General features: G+C 37.3%; 16 protein-coding genes and 1 other annotated feature (1 of these 17 cut by a window edge). Of the genes, 15 read left to right on the top strand and 1 reads right to left on the bottom strand.

Annotation, left to right across the window (positions count from 1 at the left end):
* Window positions 1–230: 230 nt before the first annotated feature.
* From GKP30_RS09040 to GKP30_RS09025, 4 genes are all read left to right on the top strand, one after another.
* The gene (locus GKP30_RS09040; RefSeq protein ID WP_216829101.1) at window positions 231–2,015 is read left to right on the top strand and encodes an L-lactate permease; all 1,785 of its coding nucleotides are present in this window, start codon (window positions 231–233) and stop codon (window positions 2,013–2,015) included.
* Window positions 2,016–2,217: 202 nt separating this feature from the next.
* Window positions 2,218–2,937, top strand: a complete 720-nt coding sequence (locus GKP30_RS09035) for a (Fe-S)-binding protein (RefSeq protein ID WP_216829100.1) — start codon at window positions 2,218–2,220, stop codon at window positions 2,935–2,937.
* 23 nt (window positions 2,938–2,960) lie between these two features.
* Window positions 2,961–4,388 (top strand): LutB/LldF family L-lactate oxidation iron-sulfur protein, encoded by a 1,428-nt coding sequence (locus tag GKP30_RS09030; protein ID WP_216829099.1) that lies wholly within the window; start codon window positions 2,961–2,963, stop codon window positions 4,386–4,388.
* Window positions 4,388–5,107, top strand: a complete 720-nt coding sequence (locus GKP30_RS09025; RefSeq protein WP_216829098.1) for a LutC/YkgG family protein — start codon at window positions 4,388–4,390, stop codon at window positions 5,105–5,107. Before GKP30_RS09030 ends, GKP30_RS09025 begins: the two co-directional genes overlap by 1 nt.
* Window positions 5,108–5,145: 38 nt before the next feature.
* Here the strand turns inward: GKP30_RS09025 and GKP30_RS09020 are convergent, their stop codons facing one another.
* Entirely contained in the window at window positions 5,146–5,775 is a 630-nt protein-coding gene (locus GKP30_RS09020; protein WP_236034983.1) for an RsfA family transcriptional regulator, read from the bottom strand.
* A gap of 548 nt (window positions 5,776–6,323) precedes the next feature.
* On the opposite strand from GKP30_RS09020, the gene GKP30_RS09015 reads away from it, so the two are divergent.
* From GKP30_RS09015 to GKP30_RS08965, 11 genes are all read left to right on the top strand, one after another.
* Entirely contained in the window at window positions 6,324–7,568 is a 1,245-nt protein-coding gene (locus tag GKP30_RS09015) for a replication-associated recombination protein A (RefSeq protein WP_216829139.1), read from the top strand.
* Window positions 7,569–7,655: 87 nt separating this feature from the next.
* A complete protein-coding gene (locus GKP30_RS09010; RefSeq protein WP_216829097.1) occupies window positions 7,656–8,369 on the top strand; it encodes a YczE/YyaS/YitT family protein in 714 nt (237 codons plus the stop codon).
* Window positions 8,302–8,721 carry a cysteine metabolism transcriptional regulator CymR gene (gene cymR, locus GKP30_RS09005; protein WP_216829096.1) on the top strand — a complete coding sequence of 140 codons (420 nt, stop codon included), beginning with the start codon at window positions 8,302–8,304 and terminating at the stop codon, window positions 8,719–8,721. The genes GKP30_RS09010 and cymR overlap by 68 nt, the downstream gene beginning before the upstream one ends.
* Before the next feature lie 42 nt (window positions 8,722–8,763).
* Window positions 8,764–9,906 carry a cysteine desulfurase family protein gene (locus tag GKP30_RS09000; RefSeq protein WP_216829095.1) on the top strand — a complete coding sequence of 381 codons (1,143 nt, stop codon included), beginning with the start codon at window positions 8,764–8,766 and terminating at the stop codon, window positions 9,904–9,906.
* 39 nt (window positions 9,907–9,945) lie between these two features.
* Window positions 9,946–11,061 carry a tRNA 2-thiouridine(34) synthase MnmA gene (gene mnmA / locus GKP30_RS08995; protein WP_216829094.1) on the top strand — a complete coding sequence of 372 codons (1,116 nt, stop codon included), beginning with the start codon at window positions 9,946–9,948 and terminating at the stop codon, window positions 11,059–11,061.
* Between the two features lie 326 nt (window positions 11,062–11,387).
* The gene (locus tag GKP30_RS08990) at window positions 11,388–12,050 is read left to right on the top strand and encodes a tetratricopeptide repeat protein (protein WP_216829093.1); all 663 of its coding nucleotides are present in this window, start codon (window positions 11,388–11,390) and stop codon (window positions 12,048–12,050) included.
* Between the two features lie 12 nt (window positions 12,051–12,062).
* On the top strand, window positions 12,063–14,333 hold the full coding sequence (gene recD2, locus GKP30_RS08985; RefSeq protein ID WP_216829092.1) for an SF1B family DNA helicase RecD2: 2,271 nt from the start codon (window positions 12,063–12,065) through the stop codon (window positions 14,331–14,333).
* A gap of 60 nt (window positions 14,334–14,393) precedes the next feature.
* Window positions 14,394–14,867 carry a PRC-barrel domain-containing protein gene (locus tag GKP30_RS08980; RefSeq protein WP_216829091.1) on the top strand — a complete coding sequence of 158 codons (474 nt, stop codon included), beginning with the start codon at window positions 14,394–14,396 and terminating at the stop codon, window positions 14,865–14,867.
* Between the two features lie 18 nt (window positions 14,868–14,885).
* On the top strand, window positions 14,886–15,074 hold the full coding sequence (locus tag GKP30_RS08975; protein WP_216829090.1) for a hypothetical protein: 189 nt from the start codon (window positions 14,886–14,888) through the stop codon (window positions 15,072–15,074).
* A gap of 23 nt (window positions 15,075–15,097) precedes the next feature.
* Complete coding sequence (locus GKP30_RS08970; RefSeq protein WP_216829089.1) at window positions 15,098–15,280, top strand: DUF3918 domain-containing protein; 183 nt, start codon at window positions 15,098–15,100, stop codon at window positions 15,278–15,280.
* A gap of 135 nt (window positions 15,281–15,415) precedes the next feature.
* Entirely contained in the window at window positions 15,416–16,480 is a 1,065-nt protein-coding gene (locus GKP30_RS08965) for an AI-2E family transporter (RefSeq protein ID WP_216829088.1), read from the top strand.
* Between the two features lie 45 nt (window positions 16,481–16,525).
* Window positions 16,526–16,556, top strand: a binding site (T-box leader); it runs 179 nt beyond the window's last position.

The raw sequence follows: 16,556 nt of genomic DNA, 5'->3' as shown, positions 1-16,556 counted from the left end.
TTTTTTGCACTTATTAGGTATTAAATGTATGGATAGGAGTAATATCCTTAATTTACCATATGAGCAATTGAAATCATTTTAAAAAATATATTGAATAATTTATGAACTTTTCATATAATGAAAGCACTTACAACTAAAGACATCTGATGACCATAAGATATGATAATAAGGTTATTAGATAATTGACGTTTAGTATGAGAGAAAGATCTATTTTAGGGGGAAGACGAACTATGGGTTTAGGGGTATTGTCATTATTAGCATTAGTACCTATTTTAACTGTATTACTTTTTCTTGTTATATTAAGATGGCCTGCAAGTCGTGCTATGCCGTTAGCATTTGTTGTTACAGCGGCTGTTGCGTTACTAGTTTGGAAAGTGCCATTTAACCAAGTAGCTGCTGCTAGTTCCCGCGGCTTAGTTACGGTTATTGAAGTGTTATTTATTGTTTTTGGTGCCATCCTTCTTTTAAACACTTTAAAGGAAAGTGGAGCACTCTACTCGATCCGTGAAGGTTTTACAAATGTATCACCTGACCGCCGTGTTCAAGCAATTATTATTTGTTGGTTATTTGGTTCATTTATTGAAGGAGCTTCTGGGTTTGGAACACCAGCAGCTATTGCTGCTCCACTATTAGTAGCAGTTGGGTTCCCAGCTATGGCTGCGGTCATGGTTGCCTTAATTATTCAATCAACACCAGTTACATTCGGAGCGATTGGAACGCCAATTTTGATTGGTGTTAATAACGGAATTGGAGCAGATGAGAAAGTTTTAGCTACTGCTGCAGAATTAGGAATGACATACGAAGCGTACTTAAATTCAATTGGTGCACAGACAGCTATTTTTCATGCAATTATCGGTACCTTAATTCCATTATTCATGGTTGCAATGTTAACTTGGTTCTTTGGTAAGAACAAATCTATTGCAGAAGGCTTAGCGATTTGGAAGTTTGCTATCTTTGCAGGACTTGCGTTTACGGTTCCTTATGCATTAATTGCTAATTTGTTAGGACCAGAATTCCCGTCACTCTTTGGTGGGTTAATTGGTTTAGCAATCGTTGTACCAGCAGCAAAACGTGGTTTATTTATGCCGAAGAAAACGTGGGACTTTGACCGTAAAGAAAATTGGGATCCTGAATGGGTTGGTAAGTTGAAAATCACAAACGAAGCACCAGCTAAAAAGGTTTCAGTATATAAAGCTTGGATTCCATATGTACTAGTTGGACTTCTATTAGTATTAACTCGCTTAAACGAACTTCCAATTAAAGGGTGGTTAACTAGCGATGTTGTGAAAATTAATTTCACAGAAGTGTTTGGTACATCGATTTCATTTGCAAGTACACCGCTATACCTGCCAGGTACAATTATGGTTGTTGTATCATTAATCTGTATCTTTTTATTCGGAATGAACGGTCAAGCTTATGGACGAGCAGTAAAAGACTCGTTTATGACAACTGTAAGTGCTGCAGCAGCTTTACTATTTGCAGTACCAATGGTTCAAGTTTTTATTAACTCAGGGGTTAATGCAGCAGAATTAGCCAGTATGCCAATTTTATTAGCAGAAAGTGTTTCGATTATGATTGGTGATAATTGGCCAGCAGTTGCACCTTTAATTGGTGCACTTGGAGCTTTCGTTGCAGGTAGTAATACGATTAGTAATATGATGTTCTCGTTATTCCAATTTGGAGTGGCGGATAATATCGGCGTCACACCTTCTACTATTATTGCTTTACAAGCAATTGGTGGTGCTGCAGGTAACATGATTTGTGTGCATAACGTTGTAGCTGCTTCAGCTGCTGCAGGATTAGTAGGTCGTGAAGGAACACTAATTCGTAAAACGATGATCCCAACGCTATACTATATAGTTTTTGCTGGTGGCCTTGGGTTTATCTTCCTATACGGAGTAGGATTTAATCTTGGAACATTCATGGTATTAGCCGTAGTTGCAGGTATTGTATATGCGATTCTAAAGGGAAGTAAACAAAGTAAAAAAGATCAGGACGATCAGATCGCCGCTTAAAGTCATTGTATATAAAGAACATCTTGATTATAATTTAATGTAAATGTTGAAAGAGCGTTAGAGGTCGACTCATAAGTGTTCAGACACTTTTTCTATGAGTTGGCCCCAATACGCTTTTTCAATTGTAGTAAACTAAAAATAGATATATTATTTATAAGTTAATGATCTGATGACCAGATAACCTATAAGGGGATGAGAATGTATGAAAGTATCATTATTTATTACTTGCCTTGCTGATGTCTTCTATCCAGGTGTTGGCAAAGATACAGTAGAAATTTTAGAGCGACTTAACTGTGAAGTTGTTTTTCCAGACAATCAAACTTGCTGTGGTCAGCCAGCTTACAATAGTGGCTATCATAAAGAGGCAAAAGATGTCGCAAAGCATATGATTGAAACCTTTGCAGCATCTGACTATGTTGTGTCACCTTCAGGGTCGTGTGTATCTATGATCCACGAATATCCTCATTTATTTAAAGATGAGGAAACGTTGAAGGCTAAAGCTGATGCTTTAGTGGCTAAAACGTTTGAGTTAACACAATTTATTGTCGACGTCTTAAAAATTGAAGATGTTGGAGCGTCGCTACCAACAAAAGCTACGTACCATACCTCTTGCCACATGACTCGTTTATTAGGAGTAAAAGATGCTCCAATGAAGTTATTAGAAAATGTTGAAGGACTTGAGTTTGCAAGTTTACCAAATAAAGAAACGTGCTGTGGGTTTGGAGGGACGTTTTCAGTAAAAATGGTTCCAATCTCTGAACAAATGGTCAATGAAAAGATTGAGCATATTGAAGAAACGGAAGCTGAAGTTTTAATTGGTGCAGACTGTGGCTGTTTAATGAATATCGGTGGTAGAATTGAACGTCAAGGCAAACCAATCAAAGTGATGCATATTGCGCAAGTGTTAAATAGTAAGAAATAATAAACGGTAGGGTGGTGAAATAAATGACCATGAAAATAAGTGATGAAAAGTTCTTTGATCGGGTTGATAAAGGGCTAAAGAATGAGTTTATGAGAAATGCAATGGTGTCAGCTCAGGAGCGTCTGAAAAACAAAAAGTTAGAAGCCCAGGAAGAGTTAGGAAACTGGGAAGAGTGGAGAAATCTTGCTGAAGAGATTCGTCAACATACGTTAGAAAACCTAGACTATTATTTAGAACAGTTAACTGAAAATGTAGTTAAACGTGGTGGCCATGTCTTTTTTGCACAAACAGCAGAAGAAGCAAATGAGTATATTACGAATATTGCAAAACAGAAAAATGCTAAAAAGGTTATTAAGTCAAAATCGATGGTGACCGAAGAAATTAGTATGAACGAAGCTCTTGAAAAAGCAGGCTGTGAAGTTATTGAATCAGACTTAGGAGAGTATATCCTCCAAATTGATGATCATGACCCTCCATCTCACATCGTTGCTCCAGCTTTGCATAAAAACAAGGAGCAAATTCGTGATACTTTCTCTGTAAAACGTGGTTATACCCAATCTTCTAAACCAGAAGAACTAGCTTTATTTGCTAGAGAACAATTGCGTAATGAATTTTTAGAAGCAGATATTGGCGTCACAGGTTGTAACTTTGCTGTTGCAGAATCAGGAAGTATTTCACTTGTCACGAATGAAGGAAATGCTCGTCTATCAACAACACTTCCGAAAACCCAAATTACAGTGATGGGTATGGAACGTATCGTACCTACTTGGGAAGAGTTAGATATTTTAGTAAGTATGTTATGTCGCAGTGCAGTCGGACAAAAGCTAACGAGCTACATTACTGGATTAACTGGACCAAAGGATGAAGGGGATGTCGATGGCCCTGAAGAGTTTCATCTTGTCATCGTCGACAACGGACGTTCAAATATTTTAGGAACTGAATTCCAATCAGCACTTCAATGTATTCGATGTGCAGCCTGTATTAATGTTTGTCCAATTTACCGCCACATTGGTGGACACTCTTACGGCTCAATATATCCTGGACCGATTGGAGCGGTACTATCTCCACTACTTGGTGGCTATGAAGATTATAAGGAGCTACCTTATGCTTCGAGTTTATGTGCGGCATGTACTGAAGCGTGTCCAGTGAAAATACCATTACATGACCTCCTTGTAAAACATCGTCGTAATATCGTTGAAGAACAAGGAAAGGGTGGATTTGGTGAAAAGTTAGCGATGAAAGGATTCGCAATGGCTGCTAGTTCACCAAAGTTATATAATATGGGTTCAAAGATGGCACCAACGATGATGGGGCCTTTTGCAAAAGAAGGGAAAGTAACGAAAGGACCAGGTCCAATTAAGCCATGGACAGATATCCGTGACTTCCCAGAACCAAGTAAAGAGAGCTTTCGAAATTGGTTTAAGGAACGTGAAAAGGGGGAGAACAACTAATGGCGAACGGTACAGTACAAAACCAAGAGAAATTCTTAAATCAGATAGCTAAAAGTCTTGGGCGAAGCCGCCAAACGCATCCCGTTACACGTCCAAATTGGAAGTACCAACCCCAGTGGGATGTCTTTAAAGATTTATCTCAAGATGAACTACTTGATGTGCTCAAGGAGCAATGTACTCGTATCCATACACAAGTGGCGACAGCAACAACGGATACGTTAACGAATGTATTAGCTGAGGTTGTTAGCAGCTATAAAGCAACATCTATTGTAAGCTGGGCAGATCCACGTTTTACGGAGTACGGAATTGATGGTTATTATGAGAAATCAAAAACGACAGGAATAGATGTTCATATATGGGATACAGAAGCTGGAGATGAAAATATAAAAATAGCTGAAAAAGCAGATATTGGTATTACATTTGCAGATCTAACGCTTGCAGAATCAGGTACCGTTGTATTACTTAGTGATAATGGCAAAGGTAGATCAGTAAGTTTATTGCCGAAGTTTTATGTGGCACTTATTCCGAAAAGTACAATCGTTCCGCGATTGACCCAAGCAACAAAATATATTCATAAACTTCAAGAGGAAACAGGAAAAGTGCCTTCATGTGTAAACTTTATTTCTGGCCCAAGTAATAGTGCCGATATTGAAATGAATTTAGTTGTAGGTGTTCACGGCCCTATAAAAGCTACGTATATTATAATAGAAGATAAGTAGATATAAGAAAAAAGCAACAGAAGTATAATCTGTTGCTTTTACTTTGCTACTTTTTCTAAATTACCGTTCTTATCCATACGGAAGGTAGCATTAGATAGAGGCTCTTCTTCTTGTAAGATCGCCATACGTCTTGCACGGTTCATAATCTGAATAAGTGATTGATAGTCCTCTTCAATTGTCATATGTTCATCTCTAATAGTCTTTAATTCAGCTTCAAGCTCTTTATTTTGTGTTAATAGCTCGAGGTTCTCTTTTAATAGCTTTTCATTCTCTTTTTTCAAGTGATCAGCTGGAAGTTGATTTGAAGTCAGAGAACGAAGGTATGAAATAACAGTTTCAATGTCTAAATTTTCTAAATTTAAAGATTGTGCCGAATTCATAACAGGATAGTAAATAGAAGCGTTCCTTACAGGTCGACGATTAGTTGCAAACGCAGCTGCTCTCTTGCGCTCTTTTCGTTCCTTTTTTGCCTCTCTAATCTGATCTACATACTTTTGGCGTACGACTGCATTCCATCTAAATCCGCAAGCTGCGGAAGTTCGGTGTAATTCATCTCCAACTTCATCAAAAGCAACTAATTGTGTACTTCCTTCTTTAATGTGGCGTAATACCGTTTCTGCTAATAAGACATCATCTTCATGTGACCAAGCATCTTGGCGTACTTTCATAATACCATCTCCTTATCTTTCTGGGTTAACAAGTAAATTCATATTTTAGTGAAATTTACTATTAATATTTCCAAGAAATCTAGGATCTATACATTAGATATGAAAATACTAGTATTGTTAATAAATATAAACTTGAAGTAATAAAGTTTTGTTTTAAGCATGTTATTGATAAAGGGTGATTTTGGGCTCATCGTGTGATTGTTAATTTCTAACGCCTTTCAGGAATAGGCCCAAAAATCAACAGCTTCAATAATAACTTCTTTTTAATAAGGAGCCTAAAATCAACACTCAACGCTAACAGGGCGCTTCTATAAGAATTTAAAGTTGTTCAGTTTGCAAAGTTGGATACGATAGTATATATAATAGAACTATTAATATTTAGAACTATTATTAGGAAAAGTACATAAAAATATCCCAAATATAATGATCTATTAAATATCGAATGGTAAGAGAAGAATAATCTAGAGACTGCTAGATTTGTTTCAACGAAAGTGTTATTGGAGTTGATATTAGTGGAAAATTATTTTAAAGAACCACTCGCCTACAGAATGCGCCCTAGTTCATTAGAAGAAATTGTTGGTCAAAAACATATTGTGGGTGAAGGAAAATTACTGCAACGAATGATAAAATCTAACCGATTATCATCTATAATCTTATACGGCCCACCAGGTACAGGAAAAACAACGATCGCAAACGTTATCGCGCAATTAACTTCCTTACCCTATCATGAAATAAATGCCGTTTCATCGGGGAAAAAAGAAATGGAAGCGGTTGTACAAGAAGCGAAGCTATTAGGGAAGTCAATCTTATTTGTCGATGAAGTTCATCGCTTCAATAAAAGTCAACAAGACTTTTTACTTCCATATATGGAAAGCGGAATTATTATCCTTATCGGGGCGACAACAGAAAACCCTCATTTTGAAATTAACAATGCAATCAAATCACGCTGTACAGTATTAGAGTTAACTCATCCCAAGCCAAATGAGATTAAAGAAGTGTTAGAGAGAGCTTTGCATGACGAGAAAAAAGGCTTTGGCAAACAAAGCTTCCTCATTGAGGACGGAGTCATAGATGAGCTGGCACATCATTGTGGTGGTGATATTCGCTCTGCTCTTAATGGATTAGAGATCGCAGTATTATCTACCGACCCAAATGAAGAAGGACAAATTCCAATAACTTTGGAAATCATAAAAGAATGCCTACAGAAGAAAAGTTTACATTATGATAAAAAAGGAGATCACTTTTATAACATAATTAGTGCATTTCAAAAAAGTATGAGGGGTTCAGACGTAGACGCTGCCCTTCACTATTTAGCTAGATTAATTGAAGCAGGGGATTTAGATGTGATCTGTCGCCGACTGCTTGTAACAGCCTGGGAGGATGTTGGTTTAGCTAACAGTCAAGTTCCACAGATGGTATTGGCAGCAATCCAGTCGGCAGAGCGACTTGGGTTACCAGAAGCTAGGATCCCTTTAGCCGTCGCCGTTACTGAGTTGTGTCTGTCTCCAAAATCGAATAGTGCCTATAAAGCATTAGATCAAGCATTAAATGATGTCCGCTCCACAAATATTGGAGAAGTACCTGATCATTTAAAGGATGCTCATTACAGAGGAGCAAAGGAATTAGGTAGAGGCGTTGATTATAAATACCCACATGATTTTGGTGGCTGGGTTAAGCAACAATATTTACCTGATAATTTGAAGGGAAAGACGTATTATAAGCCTAAAGAAAGTGGCCAAGAAAAGAGGCTAGCTCAATTTTACAACCGAATACAGGAATTGAAGAATAGTTAATTTTCTTTCAATGCAAATAAAATCCAATTCATGCTATAATGGGCAAAGTATTTATGTTTGAGTAGAGAATAGAGAGAAGGAATCAACATGAACATAGAGGAGCATAGAAATTGGAGAACAAAGAAGCTAGGCTTACGCTGGGGAATTTTTATGCTAGGTTTAGTGATCATGTCTTTTGGAATTGCGTTAATGATAACTGCGGATTTAGGAAGTGCTCCATGGGATGTACTTCATATTGGTTTAACATTACAGCTAGGGTTAACAATTGGTACTTGGTCAATTATCATGGGTTTTGTCATTATCGGGGTTACGATTTTACTTACAAAAGAATGGCCTCAAATCGGTGCGTTTGTTAATATGGTGCTAGTTGGAGTTTTTATTGATATTTTTTTATTTCTTTTAATTACGCCAAACTCATTCATTGGCAAACTGATAATGCTTTTAAGTGGGATCGTTATCATTGGATATGGAATTGGACTCTATATTGCTCCAAAATGTGGAGCAGGACCTAGAGATAGCTTAATGTTGGCAATAACAGAAAAGACAAAGCTTAAAGTACAATGGGTTCGTAGTGCAATGGAAGTTGTCGTTCTTTCAACGGGATGGCTGTTAGGGGGACCTGTTTTTATCGGTACATTAATTTTTTGCTTTGGGATAGGAAGTGTTGTTGGTATAACGCTTCCGCAATGCCAACGGTTAGTAGATCGATTGATAGAAAGAGGGGTAAATAATAATGAAGATATCAACAAAGGGACGTTACGGGTTAACCATCATGATGGCGTTAGCAAAGAAATACGGTGAAGGACCTATTTCTTTAAAATCAATCGCAAAGGATCATGAACTGTCAGAACACTATCTAGAGCAATTAATTGCACCACTAAGAAATGCAATGTTAGTTAAAAGTGTAAGAGGTGCATACGGTGGCTACATGCTTGCAAAAGAACCAGTAGACATAACGGCTGGTGATATTATTCGTGTCCTTGAAGGACCGATAAGTCCTGTTGAGGTGCTTGATGATGAAGAGCCAGCTAAACGAGATCTTTGGATAAAAATCCGTGATGCGGTAAAAAATGTATTAGATAATACAACACTACAAGATTTAGCGGATTATGAGGATAAAGGTAATCAGGAATATTATATGTTCTACATATAAGAGGTAGATCAACATATGTGAATGAAAAAGTAGGTGTAAGATTTGAAACCGATATACTTAGATCATGCAGCGACCTCACCACTACATCCAAGAGCATTAGAAGCAATGATGCCTTACTTCAGTGAGCATTTTGGAAATCCTTCTAGTATTCACAGTTTTGGGCGTAGAACGAGGCAAGCTTTAGATGAAGCGAGAATATCGTTAGCACAAACAATAGGTGCTCATCCAGATGAATTAATATTTACAAGCGGTGGGACAGAAGCAGATAATATGGCGATTATTGGTTATGCAATGAAAAACAAAGCAAAGGGCAATCATATTATCACTTCTGTCATTGAGCATCATGCTGTTCTTCATACGTGCAAAGCATTAGAGGACCAAGGGTTTGAAGTCACTTATCTTCCTGTGGATGAAAAGGGAAGAGTCTCGCTATTGGATTTACAAGAACATGTTCGGGAAGAAACAATCCTCGTTTCAATCATGTACGGAAATAATGAAGTTGGTACCCTTCAACCGATTGCTGAGATTGGCTCATACTTAAATGAAAAGGGGATTACCTTCCATACGGATGCTGTACAAGCATACGGATCAATACCTATTGATGTTGATCAATTAGGTGTTCATTTTCTGTCTGTATCTGCTCATAAAATAAATGGTCCAAAAGGAATAGGCTTCTTATATGCTAAAAAAGGCTATAGCTTAAAACCTCAATTATATGGCGGAGAACAAGAAAGAAAACGCCGGGCAGGAACAGAAAATGTTGCAAGTATTGTTGGTTTCGCAGAGGCGGCTAAAATGGCAAAGGCTGATGTGGAAGAGAAAAGGCAGCGTTATATTCAATTTCGTGAGCAAATGATTCGTATTTTCCATGAAGAGGGGTTAGACTTTTCAGTTAACGGGCATGAAACAGATGTTCTTCCTCATGTACTAAATATTAGTTTTAAAGGCGCAAACGTGGAGTCACTTCTCGTTAATTTAGACCTTGCTGGAATAGCAGTTTCAAGTGGTTCGGCTTGTACAGCAGGTTCACTTGAACCATCCCACGTTCTTACAGCTATGTTTAATGATGATGAAAAAGCTAAATCTTCAGTTAGATTTAGCTTTGGTTATGGAAATACTAAAGAAGATATAGAGAAAGCAGCTAAGGAAACAGTAAAAATTGTGAAAAGAATTACATCACTTTAAAAACAACTTTTTTCTTTAGCTTTGTAGGTGGTGAGTAGTATGAATAGACAACTAGATAAAAAACCAGAAGAGACCCGTGTTGTTGTTGGAATGAGCGGAGGGGTTGATTCGTCTGTTACAGCACTCGTTTTAAAAGAGCAGGGCTATGATGTAATTGGCATCTTTATGAAAAACTGGGATGATACAGATGAGAATGGGGTTTGTACCGCAACGGAAGATTATAATGATGTCATAAAAGTATGTAATCAAATTGGTATTCCGTACTATGCTGTTAATTTTGAAAAAGAGTATTGGGATAAGGTCTTTACTTACTTTCTTGATGAGTATCGTGCAGGGAGAACTCCTAACCCAGATGTTATGTGTAATAAAGAAATTAAGTTCAAAGCCTTTTTGCAGCATGCGCTAACATTAGGAGCTGATTATGTTGCGACTGGGCATTATGCTCGTGTTGATTATCAGGAGGGTGAACATCGATTAATTCGTGGTCTTGATAATAATAAAGATCAAACATATTTCCTAAATGCGCTGAGCCAAGATCAAATTTCTAAGGCGATGTTTCCTATTGGACATATGGAGAAAAAGGAAGTCCGTGAAATTGCTGAACGCGCAAACCTAGCGACAGCTAAAAAGAAGGATAGTACAGGTATTTGCTTTATTGGTGAGAGAAATTTCAAAGAGTTTCTAAGCTCATATTTACCTGCTCAACCTGGTGAAATGCAGACGTTGGATGGAGAGGTCAAAGGAAAACATGATGGTCTCATGTACTATACACTAGGACAGCGTCAGGGACTAGGTATTGGTGGTGCAGGTGAGCCTTGGTTTGTAATCGGTAAGAATATCGAGAAAAACATATTATACGTTGGACAAGGTTACCATCATCCAGGACTATATTCTTTAGGATTATACGGTGTTAATCTTAACTGGATTAGTCCTAACCAACCAACGGAGCAGTTTAAATGTACAGCAAAATTCCGATATCGTCAGCCAGATCAAGGAGTGAAAGTGATCCCACTTTCCGATGGTAGAGTAAAAGTGATCTTTGACGAACCACAACGAGCAGTAACACCTGGTCAAGCTGTCGTTTTTTATGATGGGGATGTATGTCTCGGAGGCGGAACGATAGACGTTATTTTGACAGATGAGGGAGAACTTTAATCCAAGTTCTCCTTTTATTTTTGTCTAGAACAATCAGAGTGAAATTAGTAGCTAGGATCATAAGTGGTCGAGTTTGGCTCATAAATCGAAAGTTAGGATCATAAATGGTTGAGTTTGGCTCATAAATCGAAAGTTAGGATTATAAGTGGTCGAGTTTGGCTCATAAATCAAAAGTTAGTCTCATAAATAGTCGAGTTCGGCTCACAATCGAAGTCACCAATTACAAAAGCAGTCAATTGCAGTTGTTTTGGGTGACAGTCACAATTCTTTGTTATACTAAATAAAACAGGACAACTCTATATTAAGTTAGATAAGGATGGTAGAAAATGAAAGATTACATACAACTTGGATTACAAGCAATGCAGGAAAGAGATTATGAAAAAGCGGCATCATATTTTAATCAAGCAATTGAAGCAAACCCTAATGATCCAGTTGGGTTTATTAACTTTGGGAATTTATTAGCCATCGTAGGTGAACTAGAAAAAGCTATTGTATTTTTTGAAAAAGCATTATCCTTAGATGAGACTGTAGCAACAGCTTATTATTGTGCTGGGAATGCATTTTACCAATTGGAGAAATTTGAAGAGGCCATTAAAATGTTTAACCAAGCCATTCAGTACAAGCTAAAAGAAGCTGATGTATATTATATGATTGGGATAAGCCATTACCACTTAGGGCAATTAAGCCATGCGCTCGTTCATTTTCAAACAGTAACAGAAATGAATCCAGAAGACATTGATGCACGTTTCCAATTTGGTCTTTGCCTAGCCCAACTTGAACAAATTGATGAAGCTATGAAACAATTCAAGAAAGTTATTGCACAAGATGAAAATCATGCGGATGCTTTCTTTAACATCGGTGTAGCACATGCTTATAAAAATGAACCAAAGGAAGCGTTAGAAGCTTTTAATCAAGCGCTTGAAATTCAACCAGATCATCTCCTTGCAGGAAACGGTAAAAAGAAAATGGAGGAACTGCTATTGCATTAGGGGGCAGATAAAATGGAGAACCGAGGAAGTCAAGAAGACCAATCTCCTTACATAAAAGGTGAGGTTACCCACGTTATTTTCCATAACGAAGATAATTTTTATACTGTAGCAGCTGTGAAAGTTCTAGAGTCGACAGAAGAGCTTGATGATCCCCAAGTTACAGTTGTTGGCACGTTGCCAAAAGTAGAGCCTGATGATGTATATATCTTTTTCGGAAGACTTCATGATCACCCCAAATTCGGTTTACAATATGTAGTCGAACAATTTAGACGGGACATCCCTCAAACGGCTCAAGGAATTATACAGTATTTATCTAGTGATCGATTTCCAGGTATTGGTAAAAAAACGGCAGAGACTATTGTCAAAAGTTTAGGTGAGCGAGTTATCACGTTAATATTGGAAGACCCGTCAGTACTTGAAAAGGTTCCAAAGCTGAACGCTGAAAAACGGACATTAATCTACGAGCAACTGGTCGAGCATCAGGGAATTGAGCAAGTTATTTTGTTTTTATCTAAATATGGCTTCGGAATTGAGCTGGCAGTAAAAATTTATCAAGTATATAAACAACAAACACTTGATATCATTCAAAATAACCCGTATCAGCTCATTCAGGATGTGGAAGGAATTGGGTTTAAAAGAGCAGACTTGCTAGGTGAAGCTATTGGGATTTCAGGAAATCATCCCGATCGAGTCCAAGCAGGTTGTATTTATTGTTTAAATGAATTAAGCAATCAGCAAGGGCATGTTTTTTTAGGTCAAGAGCATATTGTTCAAGAAGTCATCAATTTATTATCATCTACGACGAATCCTATCTCAAAAGAAGAGGTAGACAAGGCTTTAACGATGATGGACGAAGAAGGAAAAATAGTTATTGAAGAAGAGCGGATTTACTTAAAAACTTTATTTTTTGCAGAAAAAGGGTTAGTAACAAATATTAAGCGCCTCGTTAATCGTGAAGAACCATTAACTTTTGTTCAATCTGAATTTTTAACATCGCTTGGTGAATTAGAGGAAACGCTAAAGATTGAGTATGCAGAATCACAAAAAAAGGGGATCGAAACTGCACTATCCTCCCCCATCATGATTCTAACTGGGGGACCAGGTACGGGTAAGACTACGGTTATAAAAGGAATTGTAGAAATTTATGCTAAGCTCCACGGAATTTCATTAGAGCCTAGTGACTATAAGGCTGGAGATCCTTTTCCTGTATTGCTAGTTGCTCCTACAGGAAGAGCTGCAAAACGAATGGGCGAAGCAACTAATCTCCCTTCTTTAACCATTCATCGACTGTTAGGGTGGAAAGGTGGAAATGGAGGATTTGAAAAAAATGAATTTGAACAATTAGAAGGTAACCTACTCATTGTAGATGAGGTTTCAATGGTCGATATTTGGCTTGCAAATCAATTGTTCAAATCGATTCCTGACCATATGCAAGTTATATTAGTTGGAGACCAAGATCAGCTTCCTTCAGTGGGACCTGGACAAGTGTTAAGTGATCTGCTTCGATCACGTGCAATTCCTATTGTCGAACTAACCGATATTTATCGTCAGGAGGAAGGGTCTTCCATTATTAAGCTTGCTCATGAAATAAAAAATGGGACTTTGCCACAAGATTTAAAAGAAGCGAAGGATGACCGTCGTTTTTTTCCATGTCACCAAAATCAAGTGATGCAAGTTATTGAGAAGGTGTATTTAAACGCAATAAAAAAAGGTTACACACCGAAGGATATCCAAGTTTTAGCGCCAATGTATAGGGGGAATGCTGGAATTGAACGCCTAAATCTTCATTTGCAAAACCTAGTGAATCCCCCTATTGAAGGTCGAAGAGAAATTGAATTTGGAGATATTGTCTATCGAAAAGGTGATGTTGTCCTACAGCTCATCAACAATCCTGATGAACAAGTGTTTAATGGTGATCGGGGTGAAATAGTTGCAATTATCTATGCCAAGGAGAACGTTGAAAAAATGGATCAAATCGTTATTTCTTTCGAGGGCGTAGAGGTTGTTTATAATAAGAAGGACTTAAGCCAGATTACACACGCATATTGTTCTTCTATCCATAAAGCGCAAGGTAGTGAATTTCCAATCGTTATTATGCCTGTTGTAAAAGGATATTTTCGGATGTTAAGACGCAACCTAATTTACACAGGAGTAACAAGAGCCAAGCAATTTTTAATTTTATGCGGGGAACATGATGCGCTTTTCCAGGCAATTGAACAGAAGGACGAGCACATTAGAAATTCAATGCTTTGCGATAAGCTAAAGGAAGCATTGGTAACATGAAACTAGGATGAAGACTAAGAAAAAGTCAGAAACTATAACTGTTCGAGAGGAGGAGGTCCTTTGCGAACATTTTCAAGTATATGTGGTCAGTCTCTTTTTTGTGCAAAAACAGGGGAAGAGCTAGGAACCGTTAATGATTTGACTCTGAACGATAGTGGAGTGGTTACTGGTCTTGTCGTTGATAAGAAAGGATGGTTTAATCGTCACCTATTTGTTCCGATTGATGCAATTACAAGCTTCGGCCATGAAAGTTTAATGATCCAAGACTTAAATGATATTTCGCCTTATCATAAAAAGAACAATGAGCATCATTTAAAGCAAGGGAAGGAAAAGCTCGCAGGGAGACCGCTATTGACTAGCGAAGGTGAAAAACTTGGATTGGTAGAAGATGTATATTTTATGGAAGAATTGGGCACTATTGTAGGGTATGAAGTAACAGAAGGATTGATTGCTGATATTAAGGAAGGTCGTAAAGTAGTGAAGACTGATCATCCTTTAACAATCGGCAAGGATATTCTCGTTATTCAATTATAAAAAAGAGGAGACCCTATTATGCAATGTCCAAACTGTAATTGTAAAGATATCGGGAAAATAGGAACAAACCAATATTATTGTTGGAATTGCTTTGTTGAAATGACGATTACTAAAGGAAAGTTATCACTTCATCAAGTTGAAGAAGACGGCTCACTTAGTTCCTTAGATGATCTTTTTGAAGACCATGATTTGCAAATAGAAATGTAATTCCAATCTGGTGGTGATGACGTATGCGTAATTTATTGATGGCCATTGGTATAAGTGCCGCTGCTTACTCGATGAGAGACCGTCGTAACCGAAGACGAATGATGCAATGGATACGACCGATTACGAACATCGATATTCAAAACCTCGTCCCAGATAAAAGTGATTTACAGAAAATGAGAAAACGAATGATGAAAAACTTCGCTTAATATTGTATAGGGATCGATACAACCAACCTTTGTATCGGTCTCTTTTTTGGTTTTGTTAAAAGGTATCACGATATGATGTGCTTTTCTTCATAGTTTTTGAGAAGTTGTACAGTATATAACTATGGAGGAATATAAATGGAAAATGTAAAAGGGATAAAATGGATTATTAGGCTATCCATCACTATTTTAGTGTTATTATGTATATACTTTTTTTTACAAGTCTCTCCACTCTGGTTACCTGTCATCCAAGTATTATCAAGAGTGGCTATTCCGTTACTGATTGCAGCAATTATTACTTACTTACTACATCCTATTATTGAAAATGCTCATGCCTATGGGCTTCCAAGGCCTTTGGCGGTCCTAATTATCTATTTATTATTTTTTGGGGGAATAGCTTCATTAATTACCGCTGCATTCCCATATGTTGTTGAACAACTAAGGGAATTTATTGAAAATTTACCTTATATTATTCAGCAAATCCAACAATGGAGTACCATTTTTGAAAGGCAAATTTCTGCTTTGCCTGAAGGGATGCAAGCCCAATTAGCAGATTGGATGACTGGACTAGAAGCACAAGCAGAGTCTATAGGAGAAAGAATTTTAGATACTGTTGGGTCCATTTTAAGTTCATTCATTTATTTTATTGTAATTCCATTTTTAGTCTTTTATTTATTAAAAGACTACAAGTTAATTGAAAAGGTTGCATGGTATGTCACTCCAAAAAAGTGGAGGAAAGAAGGAGTCGCTTTTATACGTGACGTCGACCAATCCTTAGGGAATTATATTCGTGGTCAAATTCTTGTTTCAATGAGCGTTGGTATTATAGCGATGATCGGGTTGTGGATTATAGGAGTTCCATATCCGATTATTTTAGGGCTATTCATTGGAATGACTGATATCATTCCTTATTTTGGTGCTTTTTTAGGGGCTTTCCCTGCTATAATTGTAGCAGCGCTTCATTCATGGCAAATGCTTGTTTTCACAGTCTTACTAATTTTTATACTACAACAGATTGAAGGAAATATTTTATCACCAGTTATCGTTGGAAAATCAGTTCATTTGCATCCAATTCTCATTATGGTTGCATTATTAATAGGGGTAGAGACGGCAGGTATACTAGGGCTTGTTTTAGCCGTTCCTGTCTTATCTGTTGTTAAAGTGGTGCTACTCCATTTACGAACAAATTTACTCAATCATTGACAACTGATGTGTCGATTTTTATAATAATATTGAAATCAAAATATAATGAATACGTTGAAGGAACAAGTATGTTAAA

Source organism: Alkalihalobacterium elongatum (assembly GCF_019024285.1).
GTDB lineage: Bacteria > Bacillota > Bacilli > Bacillales > Bacillaceae_F > Alkalihalobacterium > Alkalihalobacterium elongatum.
The sequence above is the reverse complement of the archived record's forward strand: the minus strand, read 5'-3'. Positions and strand labels throughout refer to the sequence as shown.